Source organism: Anaerospora sp., from assembly GCF_032013335.1.
Lineage (GTDB): Bacteria > Bacillota > Negativicutes > Sporomusales > DSM-15969 > Anaerospora.
In genome coordinates this window covers 37,790-62,974 of record NZ_DALZUO010000022.1, presented here as the reverse complement: position 1 = coordinate 62,974, position 25,185 = coordinate 37,790, and the positions used below count along the sequence as shown (strand labels likewise).

General features: G+C 44.7%; 22 protein-coding genes. 10 read left to right on the top strand and 12 right to left on the bottom strand.

Features of this window, described 5'->3' with window-relative positions:
* The first annotated feature begins 75 nt into the window (after positions 1-75).
* Genes RTR76_RS15815 through RTR76_RS15800 form a run of 4 tightly spaced genes read left to right on the top strand, consistent with a single transcriptional unit; the run spans position 76 to position 3,412 of the window.
* A complete protein-coding gene (locus RTR76_RS15815) occupies positions 76-957 on the top strand; it encodes a branched-chain amino acid ABC transporter permease (RefSeq protein WP_312522378.1) in 882 nt (293 codons plus the stop codon).
* 2 nt (positions 958-959) lie between these two features.
* Positions 960-1,952 carry a branched-chain amino acid ABC transporter permease gene (locus tag RTR76_RS15810; RefSeq protein WP_312522366.1) on the top strand — a complete coding sequence of 331 codons (993 nt, stop codon included), beginning with the start codon at positions 960-962 and terminating at the stop codon, positions 1,950-1,952.
* The gene (locus RTR76_RS15805) at positions 1,936-2,697 is read left to right on the top strand and encodes an ABC transporter ATP-binding protein (protein ID WP_312522355.1); all 762 of its coding nucleotides are present in this window, start codon (positions 1,936-1,938) and stop codon (positions 2,695-2,697) included. The genes RTR76_RS15810 and RTR76_RS15805 overlap by 17 nt, the downstream gene beginning before the upstream one ends.
* Before the next feature lies 1 nt (position 2,698).
* Positions 2,699-3,412 carry an ABC transporter ATP-binding protein gene (locus RTR76_RS15800; RefSeq protein ID WP_312522340.1) on the top strand — a complete coding sequence of 238 codons (714 nt, stop codon included), beginning with the start codon at positions 2,699-2,701 and terminating at the stop codon, positions 3,410-3,412.
* Between the two features lie 72 nt (positions 3,413-3,484).
* On the opposite strand, the gene RTR76_RS15795 is transcribed toward RTR76_RS15800, so the two are convergent.
* From RTR76_RS15795 to RTR76_RS15785, 3 genes are read right to left on the bottom strand one after another with little or no spacing between them, the layout of a single operon-like run.
* Positions 3,485-4,609 carry an amidohydrolase gene (locus tag RTR76_RS15795; protein WP_312522327.1) on the bottom strand — a complete coding sequence of 375 codons (1,125 nt, stop codon included), beginning with the start codon at positions 4,607-4,609 and terminating at the stop codon, positions 3,485-3,487.
* Between the two features lie 21 nt (positions 4,610-4,630).
* Positions 4,631-5,083 (bottom strand): YjiG family protein, encoded by a 453-nt coding sequence (locus RTR76_RS15790; protein ID WP_312522323.1) that lies wholly within the window; start codon positions 5,081-5,083, stop codon positions 4,631-4,633.
* A complete protein-coding gene (locus tag RTR76_RS15785; protein WP_312522321.1) occupies positions 5,073-5,741 on the bottom strand; it encodes a nucleoside recognition domain-containing protein in 669 nt (222 codons plus the stop codon). The genes RTR76_RS15790 and RTR76_RS15785 overlap by 11 nt, the downstream gene beginning before the upstream one ends.
* A 211-nt stretch (positions 5,742-5,952) precedes the next feature.
* Between RTR76_RS15785 and RTR76_RS15780 the strand changes: the two genes are divergently transcribed.
* A complete protein-coding gene (locus RTR76_RS15780; protein ID WP_312522319.1) occupies positions 5,953-7,962 on the top strand; it encodes a sigma 54-interacting transcriptional regulator in 2,010 nt (669 codons plus the stop codon).
* A gap of 72 nt (positions 7,963-8,034) precedes the next feature.
* Here the strand turns inward: RTR76_RS15780 and larA are convergent, their stop codons facing one another.
* The 6 genes from larA to RTR76_RS15750 form a co-directional block, all read right to left on the bottom strand.
* Positions 8,035-9,330, bottom strand: a complete 1,296-nt coding sequence (gene larA / locus RTR76_RS15775) for a nickel-dependent lactate racemase (RefSeq protein ID WP_312522317.1) — start codon at positions 9,328-9,330, stop codon at positions 8,035-8,037.
* A 447-nt stretch (positions 9,331-9,777) separates the two neighbouring features.
* Positions 9,778-10,038: a hypothetical protein gene (locus tag RTR76_RS15770; RefSeq protein ID WP_312522315.1), complete on the bottom strand. Its 261-nt coding sequence runs from the start codon at positions 10,036-10,038 to the stop codon at positions 9,778-9,780.
* Positions 10,039-10,040: 2 nt separating this feature from the next.
* A complete protein-coding gene (locus RTR76_RS15765) occupies positions 10,041-10,346 on the bottom strand; it encodes a hypothetical protein (protein ID WP_312522313.1) in 306 nt (101 codons plus the stop codon).
* Positions 10,347-10,517: 171 nt separating this feature from the next.
* Complete coding sequence (locus tag RTR76_RS15760) at positions 10,518-11,276, bottom strand: hypothetical protein (protein WP_312522310.1); 759 nt, start codon at positions 11,274-11,276, stop codon at positions 10,518-10,520.
* A gap of 86 nt (positions 11,277-11,362) precedes the next feature.
* Positions 11,363-12,895, bottom strand: a complete 1,533-nt coding sequence (locus RTR76_RS15755; RefSeq protein WP_312522308.1) for an ATP-binding protein — start codon at positions 12,893-12,895, stop codon at positions 11,363-11,365.
* Complete coding sequence (locus RTR76_RS15750) at positions 12,892-13,557, bottom strand: response regulator transcription factor (RefSeq protein ID WP_312522307.1); 666 nt, start codon at positions 13,555-13,557, stop codon at positions 12,892-12,894. The genes RTR76_RS15755 and RTR76_RS15750 overlap by 4 nt, the downstream gene beginning before the upstream one ends.
* Before the next feature lie 172 nt (positions 13,558-13,729).
* Here RTR76_RS15750 and RTR76_RS15745 point away from each other — a divergent pair, with 172 nt between their 5' ends.
* On the top strand, positions 13,730-14,692 hold the full coding sequence (locus RTR76_RS15745) for a sugar kinase (protein WP_312522306.1): 963 nt from the start codon (positions 13,730-13,732) through the stop codon (positions 14,690-14,692).
* Positions 14,693-15,221: 529 nt separating this feature from the next.
* On the opposite strand, the gene RTR76_RS15740 is transcribed toward RTR76_RS15745, so the two are convergent.
* On the bottom strand, positions 15,222-15,704 hold the full coding sequence (locus RTR76_RS15740) for a pyridoxamine 5'-phosphate oxidase family protein (protein ID WP_312522304.1): 483 nt from the start codon (positions 15,702-15,704) through the stop codon (positions 15,222-15,224).
* Between the two features lie 84 nt (positions 15,705-15,788).
* A complete protein-coding gene (locus tag RTR76_RS15735) occupies positions 15,789-19,034 on the bottom strand; it encodes a DEAD/DEAH box helicase (RefSeq protein ID WP_312522303.1) in 3,246 nt (1,081 codons plus the stop codon).
* A gap of 266 nt (positions 19,035-19,300) precedes the next feature.
* On the opposite strand from RTR76_RS15735, the gene RTR76_RS15730 reads away from it, so the two are divergent.
* From RTR76_RS15730 to RTR76_RS15715, 4 genes are all read left to right on the top strand, one after another.
* Positions 19,301-19,762 (top strand): YhcH/YjgK/YiaL family protein, encoded by a 462-nt coding sequence (locus RTR76_RS15730; protein WP_312522301.1) that lies wholly within the window; start codon positions 19,301-19,303, stop codon positions 19,760-19,762.
* 164 nt (positions 19,763-19,926) lie between these two features.
* The gene (locus RTR76_RS15725) at positions 19,927-20,946 is read left to right on the top strand and encodes an aldo/keto reductase (RefSeq protein WP_312522299.1); all 1,020 of its coding nucleotides are present in this window, start codon (positions 19,927-19,929) and stop codon (positions 20,944-20,946) included.
* A gap of 20 nt (positions 20,947-20,966) precedes the next feature.
* Positions 20,967-22,355: an FAD-linked oxidase C-terminal domain-containing protein gene (locus RTR76_RS15720; protein ID WP_312522296.1), complete on the top strand. Its 1,389-nt coding sequence runs from the start codon at positions 20,967-20,969 to the stop codon at positions 22,353-22,355.
* 25 nt (positions 22,356-22,380) lie between these two features.
* The gene (locus RTR76_RS15715; RefSeq protein ID WP_312522291.1) at positions 22,381-23,607 is read left to right on the top strand and encodes a (Fe-S)-binding protein; all 1,227 of its coding nucleotides are present in this window, start codon (positions 22,381-22,383) and stop codon (positions 23,605-23,607) included.
* Positions 23,608-24,183: 576 nt separating this feature from the next.
* On the opposite strand, the gene RTR76_RS15710 is transcribed toward RTR76_RS15715, so the two are convergent.
* Positions 24,184-25,173: an asparaginase gene (locus RTR76_RS15710; protein WP_312522290.1), complete on the bottom strand. Its 990-nt coding sequence runs from the start codon at positions 25,171-25,173 to the stop codon at positions 24,184-24,186.
* Positions 25,174-25,185: the final 12 nt, after the last annotated feature.

Here is a 25,185-nt window from a genome sequence, read left to right as displayed (position 1 = left end):
CTTGTCAGCTTTAAGACCGCCAGTATTCGCTGGCTTAGAGCTGATAAGGTGCTAATCAGAGAAGGGGTGAATCGAGTGTTCTTGCAACAGGTGGTCAATGGCCTCACATTAGGCAGTACGTATGCAGTAATTGCATTAGGCTATACTTTGATATTCGGTGTACTGAACATCGTAAATATGGCTCATGGTGAAATATTCATGATTGGGGCTTTTGTCGGCTTGATGCTTGTCACAAAGTTCAATGTGAGCATTTTCGTGGCTTTAGCAGGTGCTATGGCAGTGGGAGCGGGGTTGGGCTATCTCTTAGAAAGGGTAGCGCTCCGCCCTCTGCGCCGCAGAGAAGTGTCTCATCTTGCTCCGCTGATTAGTACAATAGGAGTATCCATTTTCCTGGAGAGTCTGGCGCTTAAGATATTTGGACCTCAGGCGCAGTCTTTCCCCCCAATTTATTCGGGCCAGTTATTTGAGATTGGTACACTGAAAATCTCGCTCATCCAAATTATTATTCTTGCTATCTCTTTTGGACTAATGATTACGCTTCGCTTTTGGCTGGATAAAACGAAACTAGGCAAGTCCATCCGGGCCACTGCAGAAAACATAGAAACAGCCGGACTGTTGGGGATCGATACACGTAAGGTTATTGTGCTCACGGTTATGCTGGCTTCTGGGCTGGGAGCAGTAGCTGGAGTACTGGTAGGGCTGGCCTTCAATGCTGTTGAGCCTACAATGGGCATATCTATGGGCTTTAAAGGGTTGGCTGTACTGATTTTAGGCGGTTTGGGAAATGTGACGGGAGCAATGGTGGGTGGTCTGATTCTGGGAGTTGCAGAAGTGTTCAGCGTGGCTTATGGATCTTCGTCTTACCGCGAAGCAGTCGCTTTTGGACTGATTATATTCCTGTTGTTTTTACGGCCCCAGGGACTATTCGGCAGCCGGGCTTCAGAAGGGAGGCGTTAAACATGGAAGCTTTACTAAACCCCTATTACCTACAGATTGCCATGTTTATGCTTATTAATGCCATACTTGGCATTAGCATTTACCTGACGCTGTCTACGGGCCAGCTGTCTTTGGGAAATGCCGGATTCATGAGTGTTGGTGCCTATACATCAGCATTGTTGTCCCTAAAAATGGGGCTGCCTATATTTCTCGCAATACCAGTAGGCGGTATTGCCGCCTGTCTGCTTGCTGCCGTGATTGGTATACCTACGACCCGGCTTCAGGGCATATATCTGGCGATTGCTACACTTGGTTTTGGTGAAGTGGTGCGGGTTATTATTCTCAATATGAAGATAACAAATGGCGCATTAGGACTTTCCGGTATCCCTTCTTTAAGCGCTCTGATCGGAAAACAACTCTCTGCCGCTGGCCTGGGGCAGGGAACACTGGGGCTTACCTTGCAGCAAGTAAGTAATATTGCGGTGATTATCTTGCTCTTGCTTATTGTCATATTTCTTGTGTTTTTCTCACTCAGACTGCGCAGCTCGCGCATTGGCCGGGCTTTTGCGGCAATTAAGGAAGATGAACATGCTGCCGAGGTAACAGGCGTGAATACGGTATATTATAAGCTGCTGGCTTTTTTTATCGGTGCATTTGTTGCTGGGATAGCGGGTGGTTTGGCAGCGCATCTTACCTTCTACATTGGTCCCAAAGACTTTTCCTATCACCGCGCAGTAGAAATTCTACTGTTTGCTGTTTTTGGCGGTAGTAATGTGGTTTGGGGGCCGCTCCTCGGATCGGTTATTTTAACATCTCTTCCTGAATTGCTGCGTTCGGTTGCAGAATACCGCGAAATGATTTATGGTGCAATTTTAGTTGTGATGATGATATTCAGGCCGCAAGGACTTATCAGTGAAGACACAATCCGTTTTTGGCGGTCTAAACTGACTGGTTCACATGTTGGGTCTGTAAAGACTGAAGCTTCAAGGAGGCCTGCAGATGATGCTGAAGCTTGAGAAGGTAAGTAAGAATTTTGGTGGCTTGGCTGCTTTAGCAGGAATCAGTTTTGATGTTAAACCGGGAGAAATTCTTGGGGTTATCGGTCCGAACGGAGCCGGTAAAACAACATTGTTTAACCTTATTACCGGTGTGCTGGTACCTAGTACCGGTGCTGTCTATTACCGGGATCAGCCTATTACGGGCATTAAGCCGCACAAGATCACTGAGCTTGGTATAGCCCGCACTTTTCAAAATATCCGGTTGTTCGGGCACATGAGCGTTTTGGAAAATGTTATGATCGGTGCTCATTGCCGGACACATGCCGGTTTGTGGCAAGGGCTGTGGAGAACCTCAAAACAGCGCAGCGAAGAAAGAGCGATTCGGGATAAAGCAATTCATATGCTGCAGTTAACTGGAATCGGTGATGAAATAAATACAGTGGCAGGAGCTCTATCTTATGGTAAGCAGCGACGTTTGGAGATTGCCAGAGCATTGGCTACTGATCCTGAGCTTATTTTGCTGGATGAACCTGCGGCTGGAATGAATGAAAGCGAAACAGATGATTTGCGGCTGCTTATTACCAGGATTCAACAGCTGGGCAAGTCCGTCATTCTCATTGAACATGATATGCATCTGATGATGAGTATTTGCGAAAGGCTGGTTGTTTTAAATTTTGGCCGCAAGATCGCGGAAGGAATACCGGCAGATATACAGGAGAATCCCGAAGTGATTGAAGCCTATTTGGGAAAGGAGGATGCGTAATATGCTTACTATTAGTCAGCTTGTTGCCGGTTATGGCAGCATTACAGCATTGAAGACTGTCGATATATCCGTTCCTGCCGGCTCTATCGTATCGCTTATCGGCGCCAACGGCGCCGGTAAGACTACTACCATGAAAACAATTATGGGGCTAATTAAGCCTGCGTCAGGGAAAATAGAATTTCAAGGTGAAAGCATAACTGGTCTGCCGGTGCATAAAATCGTGAATAAAGGAATATCGCTTGTTCCCGAAGGGCGCAGCATTCTTTCACAGATGACGGTGCTGGAAAATCTGGAAATGGGAGCTTTTCAGCGTAATGACAATGCTATCCAGGACGATATTCGCAAAGTATTTAACCGGTTCCCGATCTTAGAGGAGCGCAAGCAGCAACTAGGCGGAACTCTTTCCGGAGGACAGCAGCAAATGCTGGCAATCGGCAGAGCTTTAATGGCGAGACCAAAACTGTTGCTTTTGGATGAGCCTTCTATGGGACTGGCGCCGTTGGTAGTAGCTGATATCTTTAAGGTCATTCAGGAAATCAACGGTGATGGTACAACAATACTGTTAGTAGAGCAAAATGTTCGCCAAGCCATTAAAATTGCGCATTATGCCTATGTCATGGAAACCGGACGCGTTGTTTTACATGGCAAAGCTGAAGATATTGCGAATGACCCCAGAGTAATGGAAGCTTATTTAGGCGGGAGAAAAGTGGGATAAAACGAAGGGCTGTGTGGATGAGTTCCACGCAGCCCTTCATTTTTATGTCATGGGGAGTCCGTTGACACGGTTTTAACGCGATTTATTTATCCCCAGCAGCTTATCGACCATATACAGGAGAATATTTACTCCACCAGGCAGGCAGTCTTTGTTAAAGGTCATTGCCGGATGATGGAGTCCAGGAGTTAGATCAGCTCCTAAGCCAATGTAGCCGACTTGCAGCGTTGGCTTATGCTTAACATAAAAGTGAAAATCTTCACCGCCAGGGGTAGTAATGGGGGCAAGCAGTCCGTCACAGCCCAGGACATGACCAATGGCTTCTTTTGCCAGAGTAATGATAGGCGGACTGTACTCAGCAGCAGGGCAGCCACCAAGCACGTTTACTGTTGCCTGACAGCCAACAGTGGCAGCTCCCGCTTCTATGGCCTGCGCTGTTTTTTTCAGCAGTTCGTTCATGGTTGCATTATCCTGTGCCCTAAGATCAACTGTTAATAAAGCTTGTTCGGGAATGGCATTAGAAGCAGGTCCCCCGGCATGAAGCTTAGTGACCTTTACTGAAGAAGGGATGACGGGATTTACGCGGATGGCATTAATGGCCTGAACGGCAGCTGCTGCACCATCAATTGCATTAATGCCAAGGTGCGGTCTTGCCCCATGCGCGGCAGCGCCACGCAGCGTAGCTTCCATGACATAACTGGCACCGTGATACAAAGCGGGAGTAGCCTGACCAAGGGTGGCCTCCTGAATGGGGCGTAAATGCAGGCCCAGTAGAATATCAACATCATCAATAGCCCCATCTTCTATCATGCGGATAGCGCCAAATAATTTTTCTTCTGCTGGTTGAAATATTATTTTCAATGTCCCTTTGCTAATGCCCTTATGAGCAATCTCTTCGGCAACTGTCAGAACAATTGCCGAATGAGCATCATGACCGCAGGAGTGAATGGCACATTCTTGATTATCTACCATATGGGCCAGAGCGTCCATGTCAGCTCGCAAGGCTAGTGTAGGACCCGGCTCTGCTCCGGTTAATGTTCCAATTACTCCAGTTTTACCCACACCGGTTTTAACTTGATATCCCGCTGCCTCGAGCTGTGCAGCTAAATAGGCCGATGTCTTTATTTCAGCAAAGCCAACTTCCGGCATGGCATGGAGTATAGTCCAGATTTCCTGTACTCTTGTTTGTAATATTGTCATGCTGAGACCTCCTAGAATTCGTTAGGCAATAAAGCGCATAAGCAACATAGCTACAGCGGCATTTAATACTGATATAGCCAACAGTCCGGGATAATATTTGGCGGGTATGCCAACGGTGCCAAGCAGTCGGCCAAAATATTGAATTTTTGAACCGAGAAGATAGATAGCAGGGATGAGAATCGTAATATGAGTGCCGGTAAGAATTCCGTTAGTATAGAGACCGTGGGCAACTCCGACAGCTCCACCCATAGACATCATAGCACTGAAGAGGACCATAACTGACTGACCAGGGAGACCAAAAATCGCCATAACGGGTGTAAATAAATTGCCGAGCATTGTGAGCAAACCCGTTATCTGCAAGATGTGAATACAGACATAGGCCATTAGGACGTTAGGGATGATGTTATTTACCCCCATATTCCAGCCTTTTTTAGCACCGTCAACAAATACGTCAATGATTGTTTTATCGTTCATTAGCTGCACTCCTCCGATCAACAGTAATTAAGTAGAAACGCATGATATTGGCACCAAAAATTTTCATTAGAAAAAGAACAACTAAAGGCCACATGGTAGGTACTGTAAGAAAGGCAAAGAGTGCAGAGCCGGAGCTTAGATAGTTGGTAACAGTTCCGCCAGCAGTAAATTGAAAGGCTGAGAAAATGAGCCGCTCTTTTTCTGTTATCTGGCCGTTTTCATAGAGAGCACGGGTCATACCGGCACCGGCGTCGGTGCTTTGTAAGCTGGATATTAAGGCAACACCAGTAATGCCAGGAATACCAAGAATGGGACGCAATATGGGAGAAAGCAGCTTTTGAGCCGCTTTTAGTCCACCAAGATGCTCAACTACTTCAATAATACCTAAAGCCAGCATGACGCCCGGAACAAGGCTTAGTGCAAACATGAATCCGTCCTTGGCTCCAAAGCCTCCGCTGCCGACGAATGTTGCTTTTGCGGCATCTTTCATAGTACCAAATTTGCCGTTGAGGGTATCAAAATCAAAGACAGTAATCCACCCTTTAGAGCTAGCAAAGATACCGGAAAAAATTAGAATAGCAACTACTAAAATAATGTAACCAGATAAAGGAACGGGGGAGTTCGACTGGGGCTCGTGATTTGGTTCATTAGTCTTCAATTTGTTATCCTCCTTAAAGTTTTATTGTTAATCCACTACATGAGTATGCAAGTATTGTGCCAGTGGCCGTTTGTGTGTGTTATTGTAATAATGCCTGGATTATTTGTTGTTTTACCTGTAAAATAAACATAAAAGGGATGAAAAGGGAATCCCTTTTCATCCCTTTTATACCGATTGAAGTATAATAGGACCGGTAATGGAGGATGAACTAGTGAGAAAGCTTGCGCTTATTTCCAAACGTCAAAATACTTCCAAGGCGCTGACCAGACAATTGCAAAACCTATTAAAAGATAAAGTTACCGTTACCGGATACTACTTAGAAGGCAATATCAAATTGTTGAGCGGGGAAGATCTTGTTGTGATCACTAGTCAGCAGATTTATCACGAGGCACAGCAATATATTGACCCCGGATGTCCGGTGATTGTTGCAAGGCGGTCGATTAATTACCACGAAATAGAGCGTCTTTTTACGATTCCGGCAGGTTCAGAAGTACTATTAGTGAGTGATTTGCTGACAACGACGGTAGAAACAATCCTGCTGCTGGAGACGCTGGGGATAAATCACATTAACTACTATCCTTGTGCCCCTGATGCTAAGCTGTATCCTCGCTTAAAAACAGCTGTTACTACCGGGCAAGAGGAGCTTGTTCCGGACTTTGTTGAGAATATCGTGGATATTGGGCACAGGAATATTGATTTTACAACACTGGTAGAAATTTTAGGAGCTTTTTCCTTATTAGATGATACGGCCAATTTGCTATCGGCTAATTATGTTAGAGAAATCATTGAGTTCATCAAGCAAACCCGGCAGATGGCCGATAGACATAGTCAAATGCAGAATCAACTGCAAGTCATTATTAATAGAGTTCATGACGGTATCATCGCCTTTGATGAAAAAAATCATGTTACGGTAGTGAACGCTATTGCCGCGCAGCTCTTAAACTTAAGCAGCGCTGAAATTGTTGGTAAAAAACTAAATCCAAAGCAAATGGATAAAAACAGTTTCAGGCTGTTTTCCAAGGAGGCTGACAAAGAACAGATTATCAAAATCGATAACCGGCAGTGGATTGTGACGGCAGCCTCTCTGATGCAGGGGGATAGCTCTGGCGGCAGAATCTATACTTTTAAAGATGTAACGGAAATTCAAAGAATGGAAGAAGAATTAAGGCGGAATTTGGTTCGGCAGCAAAATTTTGCCCGTTATACATTAGATCAAATTATTGGTGAAAGTGAAGAAATTCAACGAGCAAAACAATTAGCACGCAAATTAGGAAACTCAGAATCGCCGATTTTGATTCAAGGCGAAAGCGGAACAGGCAAAGAGTTATTTGCTCAGGGCATTCATAATGTATCATCACGAAGAAAGGGACCCTTTATTGCAGTGAACTTTGCAGCACTTACCGAGAGCCTGCTGGAAAGTGAATTATTTGGATATAGTGAAGGTGCTTTTACTGGTGCCAGAAAAGGCGGAGCGCCTGGATTATTTGAGCAAGCGCATAAAGGCACTATCTTTCTAGATGAAATCGGTGATGCGCCTTTATCGTTTCAGGTTAAGCTGCTGAGAGTTCTTCAGGAAAAGCAGGTCCGTCGTATTGGCAGTTCTCAGATTATTCCCGTTGATGTGCGAGTAATATCGGCTACTAATGTTGATTTGAAAGCACTCATTCACCAGGGGAAGTTTAGAGAGGATTTATATTATCGGTTAAAGGTTTTGCCAATTAAACTTCCGCCTCTCAGAGAGAGAAAACCGGATATTCTCGTTCTGGCAAGTAGTTTTTATCGTGAATATTGCAAATCGTATCCTGCGTTGAAGGTGGAAGAATACTTTCAGTTTATTGCTCCCTATCTTACGGCATACAACTGGCCTGGTAATATCCGGGAATTGCAGAATGTAGTGGAGCATCTGGTCAGCCTTTCCCCTCAAGAGAGCCCGGACGAGCAATTGCTGCCGGAAGAATTACTAGCTGACTATTCTGGTTGTAATCATCGTCAAAAAGCGAATCCTGCTATTCGGGAAATACTATTGTTGATTGCCAGCGCCAATAATGGTTACAAGCCTATTGGGCGCAGGTCCTTGGCAAATCAGTTGAACATACCAGAAAGCGCAATGCGCCATTATATCGCATTATTGGAAGAGCGGCAATTCGTTATTGTAAGCCGGGGGAGAAATGGACTTGTACTGACGGAAAAGGGAAAAGAGTTTTTGTACAGTTCGTTATAAGCAAATAAAAAACAGCTCAGAAATAGAACGGATTCTATTTCTGAGCTGTTTTTATTGTGAATCACTGCAATACTAGTCTTGCAGAATGGGTACGGTATTTGCGGCATGAGCCATAACGGTTATTGTGTAATCTTTGCGGCCCAGCTTTTCTTCGGCTATCGCCATCGCTTCTTCCATGGTCGTTACGGCGATCATCCCTGCCTTTTCAATAAAGGCTTTGTTTTCGGGAAGAGTTACAACGATATGGGGGATTTGCTTGGCCATCAGACCGCATTTTACAGCAATAAAACCAGGAACAGTAAAGCCTTCGCGAAGTGCAACTTCCCGGTCGTATAATGACTCGTAGTTGAACCAGCTGCTGAAGTCAGGCGGCTCCATAATATCACGGCACTCTAAAAGCAGAATAATAACTCCATCTTCTTTGGTGGCCATGAAGGCATTATCAATTGTTTTAGAGCCTTGATACAGATTAATGTCTTTAGGGAAACCACCGGCTGAGGCAATAACCAAATCTGCTTTCGCGGTAATGGGAACGCCGAAAATACGCTCAACTGTGCGGGTGCCTTCCAGCCATGCAGTATACCAATGACCAGCTACAAACCGCGAGAACTTTCCTTCTGCATTGAAAACAACATTTAGTAGAAATGCTGGTTTTAATAATTCGGCCATTTCTGTCATGTCTTCATGCATGTTATTGCCTTCCAGTTTACCGGAGATACAGTGCGGACTAACGCCCTGCCCAACTACATCATGGAGGCAGAAACTATGATTGCCTTGAATGGTTGCGTATCCTGATATACCAGGCATAACCGCCTTGCGGCCGCCGCCGAAACCGGCCATCAGATGATAGACAATTCCGCCTGTCAGAATAACTTTATCTGCATTAACGACATGCTTATTGAAGTAGGTGTCGACACCGCGCGAGGTTTTGCCAACATAGACGAAGTCCTCTTCCGTTGGAGCATGACTTTGTACGATTTCAATGCGACTGACTGTTTCCTGACCATATACTAATATATTTTCCTGATCAGTATGGTGTCGATGGGCTCCAAGGGCAACAACCAGTTTAATAGCACTGTCCGGTATGCCTGCTGCGTTTAATTCATCAAGTAGTACCGGCAGGAACTGATCATGTTTAATCCACTGGCGAGTAATATCACTGGCAATAATAGCAACTGTATCGCCTGGAGTTACCACCTCTTTTAATGGCGGCGAGTCAATGGGATTAGCCAGTGCCTCTTTTACTGCTGCGGCAATATCGCTAATGGCATTGGCTGGCTTACCTTCAACCACATTGATGACTTGTTCTTCCGGCAAGGTGACTTTCAGTTCTTTATCACCAAACCCCAATGAAAATTCTTTTACCAATTTTAACCCCTCCTAACAGGTAATACTAAGCGGTAGCAGGCATATCCTGCATAAATAAAGTAGAGTTTCAAGCCATTTAAAAAAATAAACTCCGGCAGAAAGTCGCAAAGTACGACCTTCCACCGGAGGTATCTCCGCGGTGTAGTGCAGCGCTGCACCTGTACTACTTGGTTAAGACCGAACAGAGCAAGTAACGGTCTCGTGTACATTTATTACATCGATGTATTTTGTGTACACACAACTATGCTTGAGTATTATTATAGACATTGTTCAGTGTACAGTCAATACAAGGTTTAATTATTTAACGGCAGGTTAGTAAAAAACAAGAACCCGTTGATCATTCAACAGGCTCCTGCAATAGGGATATATGTTATCTTGTGTATACTATACGCATGATAAATGAATAGGATCGTACGAAGTTTCCGAGAAATTACGGAGCTTTTGTTATTAGCAGCCCTGACCAATAGAAGTAATAGCGCACAGATTAACTGTAACATTACTTAATTGGAAGGAGTAGTCTAAGCCGGGCGGAAATACTGCTACATCTGTAAGCAATGCTAACCGGTCTTCTACGCGGGCCAGGCGCCCTTCGGCATTAAATTGAAACAGGCCTACTGTTCTGATATTTACGCCTTCTTCGCCTTCTAATCTCCGTAAAACATGAAGAAGACGGCAGTTAAAGTCGCGATTTACTAATTCGTCGCTCACCTTTATTTCCCTCCTCTTTCGCAGTCATCTTCCTCAAATGGGTTTTCAACTACATTTTTCGATAATGCAACGATCGTGCAAACATCGATATACGATAACTCTTCTGTAACTATGTCGCCGCCAGGAGTTAATATGAAAACCTCATTTTCCCCTGCAGCCGGAAGCAAAATAACGATACCATCTTCTACACGGTCTAATAACCCGAAGAAGGCGAAGCCGTCAGCTGTAAATAATACGACATTAATTCCGCAGCTACACTCTAGCTCCTCGCACCAATGTCTATTACATATGTCATCAAAGAATCCCATATGCACTTTTCTCCTCCTTTTTGCTGATTGCTGGTTCTATTACAATCTATGCAGACACAACAAAAAAGTACACAATACAGATAAATTTGTTGCAGAGTCTCGCAAATAATAAGGTGACGATAACGCAAAAACGCTTAAGCAGCAATGCTTAAGCGTTTTTGCGTTATCGTATTATTTTTGATCGGGAGCACAATGGGGACCACGTTTGGGGCCGTGCTCAGGGCGAAGGGCATCAGCAACTAATTTCGCCTGATCCTCAGACAAATCACCGGCAGCGGCTAACTCAGCGGCCAAATCGGGGCGGTCATGATGTTTTTGCTCAAAATAAGCTTTACGTTCATCTTCTGTCATGCCTTTTAATTTTTCAAACTCGGCTTGGCGCTGGGTGTGTTTTTCCTTAAAAAAGGAGAGAAGCTTATCCGATTGTTCCTGTGTTATACTACCCTGGCTGACTAATTCACTAAGTTTGCCAGTCATGCGTTCTCCCATTTTTTCATGCATTTGTGGCGGGCGAAGAGCCTCCAGTACAGCTTTAGTCTGTGTTTCAGTCAGGCCGGCAGCTGATGATAATTCTTTAGCCATTTGCTCATGGTTTTTTTTGAACTGCTGGAATTTTTCGGCCCTCTCGTCGGGACTGGCATTTTTCATTTCTTCTCTGTTGGCACGGTGTTCGGCTCTTTTTTCACGAAAGAAATTAGCAATTTTATCAGACTGCTGCTGACTAATGGTACCGTTTTGCACCAGAGCAGCAAGGCTGCTGTTGAAATGCTGCTCCATACCACCATGATTGGGTCTGCAGGTCTGGGCTGTTTGCTGTCTTGTATCGCCTGTTTGCTTTGCTTCCTTTGCAAGTACTAAGCCACCAAGGGAAAGAAGCAGGCAGCCTATTGCAATTCCACTAACTACTTTTTTTGACATTCTTGTTTTCATGTATTTCACTCTCCTGAGAAATATTGTGTTCTGATTGTTATTATGCAGGAGAATTGTTACAGTTTTGTTACAAAAATTTAAACATATTAATTATTTTCAGCTTTTGTTAAATCAAACCAGAATGCGACACCCCCGGCCATGTTGATACTGCCGTAGGTATTGCCGTGCAATTCCTGGAGCACCCGTACGATAGATAAGCCCAGCCCATAACCACCATATTCTCTTGTGCGGGCTTTATCGATTTTGTAAAAGCTAGTCCAAATTTTTTCCTGGCTGTCTTCTGGTATAGGCTTTCCCGAATTATAGATAAAAAAGCGGAGCTTATCAGCTACAGGTGTAATATAGATTTTAATTGATTTGGTAAATTCGGTATGATCAATAGCATTGTTCAGCAGATTGAGGATGATCTGTTCAATTCGAAGTGAATCGCCATTAATAAGGATCTCCGCTTCTTTGGTAACCTCTAGAGCGATCCCTTTGTCGTGTAATACCGTTTGATATTTCAGCAAAATATCATCAAGCAAGAGAGAAAGATTAAAGTCAGTCCGGTTAAGCTGATAGAAACCAGATTCGATTTGGGATAAATTTAATAAATCTTTAATTAGCTTATCCATCTTTTCGGCCTCATCAATAATGACGGAACAATAGTAATTTTTACTTGCTTCATCGTGAATGACATTTTCTTTTAAACCTTCTGCATAGCCCAACAAAAGGGAGAGCGGTGTTTTTAATTCATGAGAAACACTGGAAATAAAATCTTTGCGCATTTTGTCCAACTTACGCTCTTTTTCCACGTCTGCCAGCAGCTGCTTGTTTTTGGAATTGAGATCGGTTATAGCAGTATCGAGCTGATCCGATAAGTGATTAATATTCTGGCCAAGCTCACCAATTTCGTCGCTGCGATTTACGGTATATTTCTGCGAGAAATCAAGCTGAGCCATGCTTTGAGCGAGACGATTGAGCTCCAGTACAGGCTGAGTAAATTTCCTTGCAAAAAAGAAGGCCCAAATGCAGCCGGCAAGCAGGGAAAGCAAGCCGGTAAAAGCAATAAAATGCGCAGTAGCCTCTGCACTCTCTGACATAGGGGCCAGCGGCTGCCTGATCAGCAAAATATCTTCATTATTTAACTGATGCTTAAGAACAATGAAATCAATTTTTAAATCACGGTCCTGCTGCATTTCAAGCATTGTTTGGGGGCTGATGATTTCTTGCTCTCTTAGCGACGATAAAGGAATATTTGGCAAGCGAAACGATCCTTGGCGGGGATGATCAGGGGGAACAGCACTGGGAGGATGATGGAGCATACCGGGCAAGCGCTCCATGAGACGCTGATTAAAGATGCGGCCAAAGGAGCTGTATTTGACATAGCCGTCTTTAGTGAAAATCACGATGCCTGCACCTAGCCTGTTGCCGATTCGTTCTAACTCAAGTGATATTTCTTCCGGATTTCCCGGATACATTTCATCAACGGTTTGGCTGGTAGCTACGAGAATATTTTTCTTTTGCCAAATATAAAACTTTTCTAAGCCCAATAATGTCAAAATTAAGGAAAGACAGACAAAAAACAATACGAGGGCAGTGAGGCTTAAGAATAGTCTTGTGCGAATGGATACTCTCATTTGTCCGCCTCAAAGCGATAGCCATAACCCCGTATGGTTTGAATAAGGCCGCTTTTATGATTTAATTTGGTGCGAAGCCGGTTAATATGAGTATCTACTGTACGAAGGTCACCGAAATAATCGTAGTTCCATACTTTATCTAGAATTTGCTGGCGACTGAGCGCACTGCCGCGGTTGTCGGTTAAATAAATGAGCAATTCATATTCCTTTGGGCTCAAATCAAGTGTTTTTCCGTCAATTGAAGCCTGCCTCGCGGTAGTATCGATTTCCAACCCGCCAAAGGAGAAGGCCCTATCTCTTTCATGACGGCGAAAAATAGCATTTACCCTTGCTGTTAAAATTTTAGGACTGAACGGCTTGGTAATATATTCGTCAGCACCTATTTCAAAAGCGAACAGTTGATCAATTTCCTCTCCTTTGGCAGTAAGCATGATGACCGGAATAGCGGATTTTTTTCGTATTTCCCTGCATACTGTCCAGCCATCATGTTCAGGCATCATGACATCAAGAATGACCAAATCTACCTTTTCTCTGGCGAGAATATCCAAAGCGGCCCGTCCATCCGCTGCTTCCAGAATTGCATAGCCCTCCCGTAGGAGAAAGTCTGCAACCAGTTTTCGCATACGCAATTCGTCATCGACGATTAATACCGTTTTATTCATTAGTGGGTCACCTCCTGCCAGTTTTCGTTCTGGCTATTTTAGTGAAGCTGGGAAGTCAAGGACTTGGCGATATTTCAGAAGTAAAGTCACAAAAAAATCGCAGGATTTTTTTAATATGAGGGGAATTGTAAAGGCAACAGTAAATAGCAATAGGATATACGAGGTGAATACGATGCCTGACATACTAACGCTAGGTGAAAGTATGGTTATGATGGTTGCCGATCAAAGTGATTCGCTGCAGTTTGTAACTAACTATAGCCGAAAAATTGCGGGTGCCGAGTCTAATGTAGCAATTGGGCTTGCCAGAATCGGCCACAGTGTAGGCTGGTTGAGCGCACTTGGTCAAGATCCGTTCGGAACTTATATTCGTAATACCATCAGAGGAGAGGGTGTTGATACTTCGCAGGTTTCTTTTTCAGTTGAATATCCTACGGGGTTATTAGTTAAGGAGTTAAATGAAATTGGCGATCCGTTGGTGTTATATTACCGGCGCGGCTCAGCGGCCAGTAAAATGACACCGGAAGTATTAAAAGCCGATTACTTTGCTGATGCCAAGCTGCTCCATGTTACCGGTATTTTTCCGGCGCTTAGCTCTTCTTGCCAGGATACTCTGTTTGCGGCAATTACCATTGCAAAAGAAAAAGGCTTATTAATTTCATTTGACCCTAATATTCGTCTGCAGCTATGGTCAAAAGATGCTGCCCGGGAAACGCTTCTTAAGATTGCTGGAATGAGTGATCTCATTTTACCGGGAATTGCAGAGGCTGAACTGCTGTTAGGTACGGCAGAATGGGACAAGGTGGCTGATTCTTTTCATAAGCTGGGGAATAAATACGTAATTATGAAGAATGGACCTGATGGGGCCTATTATTCGACAGATAATCAGGATGAAACCTGTGAAAGAGGCTACCAAAAGGGGTTTCGGGTTAATCGTGTTATTGATACAGTCGGTGCCGGTGACGGATTTGCCGTTGGCGTTCTTTCCGGCTTGCTAGAGGGGTTGCCGCTGGCTGATGCCGTTGTTAGGGGAAATGCTATTGGTTCGCTGGCAATCACTGTAAGAGGCGATGTGGAAGGGTATCCTACACGGAACCAGCTTGATGCCTATATTGCTCATCACGCCAGAAATATCTAAGTAAATATAGGAATAAGAGGAGAATGCACAGTAATGTACTTTTGTCTTGATACAAAAGTACCAAAAAATCAAGACCTGTACAGAAATGGCCTTGAAAACAGGTTCCTTGCTGAAATTCCGAAACTCGCTGCGCTCAAACAGTCGGAATTTCTTTACGCAAGAAAGGCCTGTTTTCACCCTGCGGGACGGCAATTTCAGTAACGGTCGACGGGACTAAAACAAGGAACGGAGAGGATACGGGACTTACGTTCTTTCGTAACTATTTCTCTCCTCTTTTGGCCCTTCTGGAAATAGCCGGTCCGAAGGATGGAAAATTGCCGGATTACGTTAAGAAATTCGTACTGTTTGAGCGAAAACGAGTTTACGAATTTTAGTAATCCGGCAATTTTCTAAGGCTATTGGAAGATTAGGCCTAGACTTTTTGGTCCTTTTGTGGCAATGACAAAAGGACGGAACCGGGCTTTCCCCTCCTGCTATGAGAGGGCTGTCGCACTATATTTGATAGTGCGACAGCCCTCTTATTTTGTTGTTACATCAAACAAAAGCCTCCCTGACACATGGCCAGGTCAATATCCGGATCGTGCTCCATTGGCAAGTTAACGCGGGTTGTTAATTGGCAATCAGGGCGCATATAGCGAATTTCATGTACGACCAGACGGTAAATCACTAAGCTGTTTTCGTCTTTGTCGGCAAAGTAATGCTTCATATCCGGTATTTCAGCTACCATCAGGTCCCGCAGAGCTCTGAAAACCGGTGATCCTGGCTTGGTATCATCTTTGAGACGTCCATAGATACTCAATACTTCCTGATCTTTTCCCATCAAACACAATTCAACTCTTGGATTGGATTGTAAGGCCGATATTTTTTGGGAGTCATAGCGGCTGAACAGCCAAATATGTCCGTCTCCATCAATATAAGGCTTCATGGGCCGCACCCGAGGGCGGTTATCATCAACACTGCCCATGAATGCTACTCCTGAGCGCACCAAATCAATGACTTCTTTTTCGTACATAATGCTACCTCCTAATTTGAATACCTTTTGTTCTACTTATTTTGTTAGACGACAGCAGTCGTTTTCCTGCAGGCTTTGTGTTTATTACATGAATAGTTCCCGGATTTCAGCTTCCGTTAATTTTGTTACAAGAGTTTCTCCCGGTTCTATGAGTGTATCAATTAATTCTTTCTTTTTTTGCTGCAGAAGGTAAATCTTTTCTTCAATGGTATCCTTGGTGATTAACTTGTAGACTTGAACGGAATTATTCTGACCGATACGGTAAGCCCGGTCAGTTGCCTGTTCCTCAACAGCCGGATTCCACCAAGGGTCATAATGAATAACCATGTCAGCACCTGTCAGGTTTAGGCCTGTTCCACCTGCTTTGAGGGAGATGAGAAAAACGTTTTTGTCACCTGCGTTAAAGGCATGGACTAAACGAATGCGCTCTTCTGCTTTAGTGGCACCATCCAAATAATGAAAAGATATATCAAGCTCAGTCAATACTTGTCTAATTAGATGGAGCATACCGGTAAACTGAGAAAACAATAGAATACGGTGGCCGCCGCTAATGGCATCTTTAATAATTTCCTGGAGTGCTTCCAGCTTGCCGCTGCCGCCTTGATAATTTTCAATAAATAAGGAAGGATGACAGCAAATTTGACGCAGTCTGGTAAGCAGGGAGAGAATTTTTATCTGACTTTTTTCAAAGCCGCTTGTGTTCAGTTCAGTTTCTAATTCGCTGCGAGCTTGTAATAGCCAGGCCTCATAGAGTTTAGCTTGCTCACCGGTCATTTCGCTGACCATTTTACTTTCAATTTTTTCGGGTAATTCTTTAAGAACAGTCTTTTTCATGCGCCGTAAAATAAAGGGCCTTATATGGCGGGCTAACTCCTGACGAGCAATAGTATCGTCATTTTTCACGATAGGGATTTCAAAGCGGCTGGTAAATGCTTTGTGGCTGCGTAAATAGCCAGGCATAACAAAGTCAAATATGGACCACAATTCGGTTAAGGTATTTTCAATGGGAGTACCGGTTAAGGCAAAGTAACTTAACGCCTTGATCCTTTTTACCGCTTTTGCATTCAGGGTATTAGGATTTTTAACATGCTGTGCTTCATCAAGAAAACAATACTTGAATTTTTTTTGTTCGTATAGAGATATATCCCGCTTTATCAAGCCATAGGAAGTTACAATCAGATCAGCCTGCTCAAGTCCCTGCAATTGCTCTACCCGATTACTTTGCTGGCCTGCCACCACGATGATTTTGAGATCAGGAGCGAATTTAGCCACTTCATCCTGCCAATTGTAAACTAAAGAGGTTGGTGCAATTACAATGGATGGTCCAGGAGCAGTTTCTTTCTCAGACAAAAGGAAGGTAAGCACCTGTAACGTTTTGCCCAGCCCCATATCATCGGCCAAAATTCCGCCCAGACCATAGCTGGCAAGTGATTTTAACCATTTAAAGCCGGTTTTCTGGTAATCACGCAGTTTTCCCTGAATACCTTGGGGCAAGTTGTATTCAACATCCTGGGGTTCGCGAATATCTTGAACCATTTTTTTGAAGGACCGGTTGCGTTCAATTTGAAAGTCTTCGCTTTCCCGTGCGAGGCTGTCCAAGTAAAGCGCCCGGTACTTGGGTAATTCAACGGTTTGTTTTTCAAGGTCTGAAGAACGCAGGCCAAGTTGATCAATTAATTTGGCGGCTGTCTGAAAATCCGGTGCGTCAAGCGAGATGAACGAGCCATCCTGCAGGCGGTGATAGCGCTTCTTTAACTTGTATGAAGCCAAGAGGGCAAGCAGTTCTTTCGGAGAAGTACCTTCATGATGAAGGGAGAACTCCAGCATAGTGCTATCAGCGTTTAACCGGATACCGGCGGTGATTTTGCCTGTACTGGATAATTTCATATGCTTAAAGTCATCGGCATAGAAGATTTCAGCAGTACTGCGCAGCTCAGGGAGAGCTTGCTGCAAAAAAGTATAAATGGCATCTTCATCAGACTGAACCAGTTTCCCCGCTGCGTCAGTAAATCCATACCGTTTAAACAGGCTGAGCAAGCGACTTTCTTCCAGAGTGGACCTTACAACCCATTTACCATTGGCATCTGGCTGCTGCAGCACAGGTGCAGCTAAAGGGTTAATAACAATATCGCCATAGCGGAATTCAATTCGGGCACTCATGCCGTCCCCGAATCGATCAAAATAAATCAGCTTTTCCAGAGGTTCGTGATAAAATTGTTCTTGAACTGCGGCATCTACCTGTACCGGGATAAGGGACTCAAGCGCAGGCAGTACGGTAGTAACAAAATCGGATACCGCAGCAGAGGGGATGCGGATTTCCGGTTTTTTGACCTCCTGGAAGCAATTAATCAGTGGTTTCATATGACTGGCAAATAAAGAATCGACGTGATATAGCTTTTGCTCGTGAAAAAGATAAGAGAAATCGGCGTCAAGTCCATAGATGGCTGATCCAGCTAAGTCGGCAGAAACCAGCAAACCGCCGTCGATTGCCTGTACTGCCATGGTAAGCGATGGCCGTCCATCGTGAATACAGATAGCGGGAAAGCTTGTATTATTGAATTGAGCGGCAAATGGCTGTTTCCCTACAGCATCAAAAAAACGCAGCAGGTTAGTGTTAGTAAGTCGAAACCGGCGTGCTTCAGCGAATGCGGAAGTGGCAGCACCGTATTGATAGCCCCAGGAAGAGCGTTGTTTTTCCTCTTGGTAAGCATGTTGTAAAATAGCAAGTAAGGACTGTGAAAAAGGGTCAAACGATGCCTCTTGCGGGCGTAACGTAAAACTTTTTCCATAAATTAATTCCTGACCGCTGTCAAGTGCGGCCATAAGTTGAGGAATATCTCGCACAACATACATTCGTTCTGTGCCAATCATAAATTCGAGCCAGCTTATTTTTTGATAGGATGTGACGCTGAAGCCATAGGTGGGCCGAAGTGTTACTTGCTGCGAAGCAGTAGGTTCAAGCGTGGCTAATGCGTTGCGCTGAAAAAATGTTAGCATTTCTTCTGTAGCCCGGGTTAAGGGAAGCTGCTTTTCTAAGCCGAAATATATCGACCAGTCCCGCTGGAGCGTTTTCAAAGCGGCAATGATATGTTTGCAGGCGCCATTGTCGCTATAAAATGCCGGGCAGTCACATTTGAATTGCTGAACTTCCTGATCGTCATTAAAATTTATGTAAGCGGTGTAAAGCTCCCGGCCAAGCACTCTGGCCTCAAAGGTATAATCACTGAGCAGGCGTAATTTACGGACATGCCTATCGAGGTAATACTGGCATCCCTTAGTATAAGCAGAACTTGTAGCTGCTTGGAGACGAATAAGCTCATCAGTTAACATAGGTATTCGTTCCTTTCTCCAAGAGTGACTTATTATTTCAGTATAACACATTTTTGGCAAAGACCGATGCTTCTCAAAGGAGTTCGTCAGTGTGTACAGAATAGATAACGTAACGATTTATCCTTTAGCTTGTTCAACTATGATGTATTTCATTTATGGAATAAAGGAAGGATAATGCAATGAAATACATACAATATGGCGGGTAGTACGCGACTACTGTGAGGCGTGAATTGTACCAGCCAGGGTCTATTAAGGGAGGGAAAACTATGTTTTTTAGCCGGATCGCTAATAAAGAGGCAGATAAGGCGATACTAACTGAAAATTTACATGCAGGGCTGGAGTATATTTGTCATTCTGACTGGACAAACATTCCTGATGGCCGGCATGAAATTGATGAGCATAACTATGTAATAGTATCGACGTATACAGTAGAGCCTCCGCAAGACAGAAGGCCTGAAGCTCATAAAGAATATATTGATATTCAATTCATTATTGAAGGGGAAGAACTGATCGGGTACGCTGATCACAGTCAGGCTGGCAAGCTGCAGGAGCAAATTCCCGAAAGGGATTTGTATTTTTATGAGTCAGTGACAAATGAAACATATCTAAAAGTGACTGCAGGCAGTTATGCAGTATTTTACCCGTGGGATATTCACCGACCTAATTGTCAGAGTGTAGCAGGCTCAAAAGTGAGAAAAGCGGTTATAAAAGTTTTATATAAAAGATAAACATGAAGGTTAATTACAGAATGCAGCTTGAGTGGATGTGGACTCAAGCTGCATTTCTTTTGCGGCAATTATATAAAACGGTAACATGAAAAAGGATTTCTTTTTTGATACGGGAATACATTGCTATATAAATTTGGTGAAAAAAGGAAAAGGAGTGAAGTAGAGTGAAATATCGTGCTTTAGGTAACACCGGCTTAATCATTTCGGAGGTCGGTTTCGGCTGTATTCCTATTATTCGTTTGCCGGCAGATGAAGCAGTGAGGGTATTGCAGCACGCTTACGGTCAAGGCATAACATTTTATGATACAGCCAATGCATACCGGGACAGCGAAGCCAAGATTGGAATGGCTTTTCAAGGCATTCGCGATAAGGTGATATTGGCAACAAAAACAATGAAGCGCGATGCGGCGGGGGCAAGAGAACATTTAGAGACCAGTCTGCGGATGCTCAAGACCGATTATATTGATTTATTTCAATTGCATCAAGTTGCTCAAGAGAAAGATTGGCAGTCAATTACAGCTGCCGGAGGTGCCCTAGAGGCGGCAATAAAAGCGAAAGAAGAGGGAAAAGTACGCCATATCGGCATTACCTCTCATAATTTATCTATGGCCATCAAACTGATGAAAACAGGAATCTTTGAGACCATCATGTTTCCTTTTAATTTCATAGAAGATGCCGCTAAAGAGGAAATGATCAGCCTGGCTCAGGAAAGCAAAATGGCCTTCATTGCGATGAAACCTTTTGCCGGTGGCGCAATTGACAATGCAGCTTTAGCATTTAAATTCTTACGTCAATACCCGGAAGCTGTTGTTATTCCCGGTTTTGACTCGGTTTCTTCTGTGGATGAAGTGTTGTCCTTTTATGAGAAAAATAATACGTTCAGCGAACAGGACAACGCTGCGATAGAACAGGTTCGGCAAAAATTAGGTAAGCAGTTTTGCCGTCGCTGTGAGTATTGCCAGCCCTGTCCCCAGGGAGTGGCAATCACACCGGCAATGGGATATCCTATTGTAGCTGCCCGGATGTCGCCGGCGGTATCTGTTGAGTTTTCCAAAGGGCCGATGGAAAGCGTTCCCAAGTGTGTAGAATGTGGAGTATGCATCAACCGCTGTCCGTACGAGCTGCCTATACCTGAAATTTTGAAAAGAAACTATGCCTTATATGAACAACACAAACAGGCTTAAAAAGGGGGAGCAGCTGACGGATGATTACAAAGGAAATAAAAGAACAAATTAAAAAAATAGTCGGGCCGGAAAATGTGCTCGACTCCGATCTTGATCGCTTCGGGTACTCGTATGACTCGTCCTTCGTTCCCCTGGTGCCTGCCAATAAACCTGAAATCGTAGTGCGTCCCTTAACTGCAGAGCAAGTAGCAGCAGTCATGAGAATTGCCTGTGCAAACAGGATTGCCGTAACACCCCGGGGGGCATCCAGCGGTCGTACCGGCGGCAGTATACCGTTAGCCGGAGGAATATCACTTTCGCTTGACCGGATGAAAACGATCATTGAGCTAGACCAGGAGAATATGATGATAACGGTAGAGGCCGGTGTTCTAACGGGTGATTTGTATAATTACTGCGCAGCGAAGGGGCTTTTTTATCCGCCTGATCCGGCCAGTTATAAATACTCGACCATAGGGGGCAATGTTGCCGAGAATGCCGGCGGTATGAGGGCCGTAAAATATGGTGTCACGAACAATTACGTGATGGGTCTGGAAGTGGTGCTGGCTGACGGTTCTATTATCAATACCGGTGGTAAAGCAATAAAAAATGTAACTGGTTATAATCTCACTCAGCTTTTTACTGGCTCAGAAGGTACGCTAGGGATTATTACGAAAGTATTGCTCAGGCTGATTCCCATGCCCAAGGTTCGCAATACGCTGCAGCTGATGTTTGGCTCTCTTGATGAAGCCTGTGCAACTATCCACAAAATGCTGCAATCCGGTATCGTACCGGCAGCAGCGGAACTAATGGATAAAATCAGCCTGCAAGCGGTTGCCCGCCATCGTAAGTTGGAGATTGATCCTGCTACTGAAGCCTGCGTTATTACCGAAATAGATGCCGATAATCAGCAAGGACTGGCAATGCAGGCAGAACAAATTGAGGCAATTGCCAAAAACTTTGGGGCGCTAGCTGTACGAATTGCGCAATCAGCACAAGAAGCGGAAGATATATGGGCAATTCGTCGTGGATTAAGCTCGGCAGTAGGCGCAATGGCTCCAGACCGGCTGGGTGAAGATATCTCTGTACCTCGCAGCGCTTTTCCCGAAATGGTTCGCCGTATTCGTGCCATCGGAGAAAAATATGAGCTGACTATTGCCGTTTATGGACATGCAGGTGACGGTAATCTTCATCCTTCTATACTCTGTGATTTAGCCGATAGCGAGCAGGCTGAGCGCGTACACAAAGCAGTGCATGAAATTTTTGCAGAAGCACTTGCTGTTGGTGGCACATTATCAGGCGAACATGGTATTGGCATTACCAAAAGACCCTACATTTCCAGTGCGTTGGGTGAGGCCGGTGTTACTACCTTAAAGCTGATTAAGCAGGCGCTTGACCCGCAAGGTATTTTAAATCCGGGAAAAATCTGGTGATTATCAGGGTAGTGGAGGTAAGACCGTGAAGCATAATGTGCAAGAAGCTTTACTAAAGGAAGCTAATCAAATTGCCAGTCAATGTGATCGCTGTGGCAGCTGCCGGCTGGTATGTCCTTTATTTGGAGTTAACGATATCGAGTCAGCCAGTGCCAGAGGGAAAAATAATATTGCCCGTTCTTTGGCGATGGGCGGACTTGAGCCTACGCCAGAAGTAACCGCAGCTGTTAACTTTTGCCTGCTTTGCCGGGCTTGTGTGGAGAACTGTCCCAGCAAAGTAAAAACTGATGAGGCAATGATTGCTGTTCGGCAGCATTTAGCTGATTACCAGGGAGGTACCAGTGTAAAATACAAATTTCTTGGTACAATGCTTAAGACGCGGGTGCTTGTAAAAATAGCTGCCGGGGCTATGGGGGCAATGCGCAAGACCGGGATTCACCGTATCATTCCGAGGGGAATGGTACCGGCAGCGTTTACGCGGCAGCAATTTCTTTCCGCTTTTGCCGGTCCGGCCACACTGGGAGAAGCTGCCGCTGTTTCAGCCACGCCGGTATCAACTCAGGCTAAAGTTGCCTATTTTTACGGCTGTGGTATGCGAATGATGTTTCCCGAAGCTGCCGCCGATACCTTGGCTATTTTGCGCAGTCTTACTCAGCCACAGTTAGTCGATAATGTTTGCTGTGGCCTGCCTCATCTTGCCCATGGTCTGAGAAAGGATTTTCTTGAACTTGCCAAAGAGAATATCCGCTTATATGAAGATTGTGATGTAGTGGTGAGTGACTGTGCAAGCTGCAGCAGTACGCTTAAGCACATTGCCAGTTACTTTGCTGATGATCATGAATGGCGGGAGCGGGCACTAAAGTTCAGCCAAAAAGTAATGGATCTTACGGAATATCTGGTGAAAGCCGGCTATCATCCTCGTCAGCGGATCACTGCAAAAATGACGTTTCATGAACCCTGTCATTTAGGCCGGGGCCAGGGGATTAAAAAACAGCCACGGGAATTACTGCAGGCTGCAGGTGATTATATCGAGATGGCCGGAGCTGATACATGCTGCGGAGGCGCAGGGTCCTTTCCTATGGATTTTCCCGCTGTATCAGATCAGGTTCTTGCTAAGAAACAGGCTGCTATTGAAGAAACTGCCGCACAAATTGTTGTCACCGAGTGCCCTGTCTGCTTAAGCCAAATGACTAAGGCTGCTGAGCAGAGCGGAGGAAAGTTTCGTGCTATGCATATTAGCCAGGTCATATAGAATTGTTGCTTAGTGTATCATCCGGCGGGAAGCTGAAGTAGAGCGTCGAGGATTTTTGTCGCCAGGCGAGGCGGAGGAAACGCGCATATCGGCAATATGTAAGTCGACGACAACGAAGCCTGACGACAAAAAGACCGGCGGCATACTATAGATTCTCGCCGGGTGATACACTGTAATACTTAACAGAATAAAAAGATTATTCTTGTGAAAACGCCTATTGAGTTGCCTGATTCTTGTGATATAATGATTTTGAACGGCCAACCAACCAGAACGAACTTCCTGGTGAGACTAGCAGGACTGTGTTTTCCGATAAAAAGGGGAGCTGCAAGGAATGTTAGTGACAGAAAATCTGCTCCAAGAAGTTCTCATCTAACCGGATGTCCGCCTGCATATTATATGGAGGTGCATTCGAGTGAACGGACAGGAAATCGTGCTTCTCGTTTTGGTAGGAATCGGTTGGTGCTCAGCATTGTACTATCAGTCATGCAAGATCCTGAGCTTAGAAACCCAGAACAAATAGTACCCTTTTCTACACAGCAAACCCCACTAGCAGCAGCTAGTGGGGTTTGCTGTGTATTAGTGACTCCAAAATATTTGCTGAATCTCAGCCGAATCAGTAGTCTTAGTTAGGGCCAGCATTAATAATATCCTCGCTTTTTGCGGGCTGAGGGTATCTGCGACTACAAAACCGCATTGATCATCATCAATAGCTCCATTTCGTGTTACGACCCCATTGCTAACACGCGTACTGCGTACCACGATAATTCCTGTTTTCTGGATATGACTGAGCGTTGTTCGAAGCTGCTGTGACATATTGCCATTGCCCAGTCCCGCATAAATAATCCCTTTTGCACCGCCGGTTACGGCTGCCTGAGCCAGTGTACCGCTATCGTTGACATGGCCATAGAGAATTTCCACTTGTGGGAAGTCGGTAAGGTTCTCAATGGAAAAATCGGTTAGATGTGTATGCCTGCGTGTCGGCATGCGATAGAAATGCGGCTGCCCATCTATGATATATCCCAGATATCCCAGCTCTGGAGCTTTAAAGGTATCCTGCAGAGAAGTGTTAGTTTTCGTAACATCGCGGCTGGAGTTAATCGTATCATTTAATGCTACGAGGACTCCTTTGCCGTAGGCGGCAGGGCTGGCTGCCAGAAGGATAGCATTATACAAATTCATCGGACCATCTGAGCTGATTGCTGTGGAGGGGCGCATGGCACCTACCAGAATCACTGGTTTGGCGGATTGAATCACCAGATTTAAAAAATAGGCTGTCTCTTCCAGGGTATCTGTTCCGTGAGTAATGACAATACCATCGACGGCTGGATCTTGTAGTAGACCGTTAGCTCGTTTGGCTAGCCGCAGCCATAGGTCGTGATTCATATCTGCACTATCGATTTGCGCAATTTGTTCGCTGTAGACATTGGCAATCGTATGTAGAGAATCGATTTCAGCCAGTAATTCTTTAATGGGAAGAATGGCAGATTGATAGCTGGTTGTGTCAGTGGAGGAGTGGGAAACTCCGGCAATTGTACCACCGGTTGCTAAAATAACGATATTTTTCATCAGTAATCTCCC

Bases quoted from the DNA above. Each gene is read 5' to 3' on its own strand.
- RTR76_RS15745 (WP_312522306.1), top strand. From the start codon at position 13,730: ATGCCTGACATACTAACGCTAGGTGAAAGTATGGTTATGATGGTTGCC.
- RTR76_RS15795 (WP_312522327.1), bottom strand. From the start codon at position 4,609: ATGACAATATTACAAACAAGAGTACAGGAAATCTGGACTATACTCCAT.
- RTR76_RS15765 (WP_312522313.1), bottom strand. From the start codon at position 10,346: ATGGGATTCTTTGATGACATATGTAATAGACATTGGTGCGAGGAGCTA.
- RTR76_RS15805 (WP_312522355.1), top strand. From the start codon at position 1,936: ATGATGCTGAAGCTTGAGAAGGTAAGTAAGAATTTTGGTGGCTTGGCT.
- RTR76_RS15720 (WP_312522296.1), top strand. From the start codon at position 20,967: ATGATTACAAAGGAAATAAAAGAACAAATTAAAAAAATAGTCGGGCCG.
- RTR76_RS15730 (WP_312522301.1), top strand. From the start codon at position 19,301: ATGTTTTTTAGCCGGATCGCTAATAAAGAGGCAGATAAGGCGATACTA.
- RTR76_RS15750 (WP_312522307.1), bottom strand. From the start codon at position 13,557: ATGAATAAAACGGTATTAATCGTCGATGACGAATTGCGTATGCGAAAA.
- RTR76_RS15810 (WP_312522366.1), top strand. From the start codon at position 960: ATGGAAGCTTTACTAAACCCCTATTACCTACAGATTGCCATGTTTATG.
- RTR76_RS15710 (WP_312522290.1), bottom strand. From the start codon at position 25,173: ATGAAAAATATCGTTATTTTAGCAACCGGTGGTACAATTGCCGGAGTT.
- RTR76_RS15760 (WP_312522310.1), bottom strand. From the start codon at position 11,276: ATGAAAACAAGAATGTCAAAAAAAGTAGTTAGTGGAATTGCAATAGGC.
- RTR76_RS15755 (WP_312522308.1), bottom strand. From the start codon at position 12,895: ATGAGAGTATCCATTCGCACAAGACTATTCTTAAGCCTCACTGCCCTC.
- RTR76_RS15800 (WP_312522340.1), top strand. From the start codon at position 2,699: ATGCTTACTATTAGTCAGCTTGTTGCCGGTTATGGCAGCATTACAGCA.
- RTR76_RS15740 (WP_312522304.1), bottom strand. From the start codon at position 15,704: ATGTACGAAAAAGAAGTCATTGATTTGGTGCGCTCAGGAGTAGCATTC.
- RTR76_RS15790 (WP_312522323.1), bottom strand. From the start codon at position 5,083: ATGAACGATAAAACAATCATTGACGTATTTGTTGACGGTGCTAAAAAA.
- RTR76_RS15735 (WP_312522303.1), bottom strand. From the start codon at position 19,034: ATGTTAACTGATGAGCTTATTCGTCTCCAAGCAGCTACAAGTTCTGCT.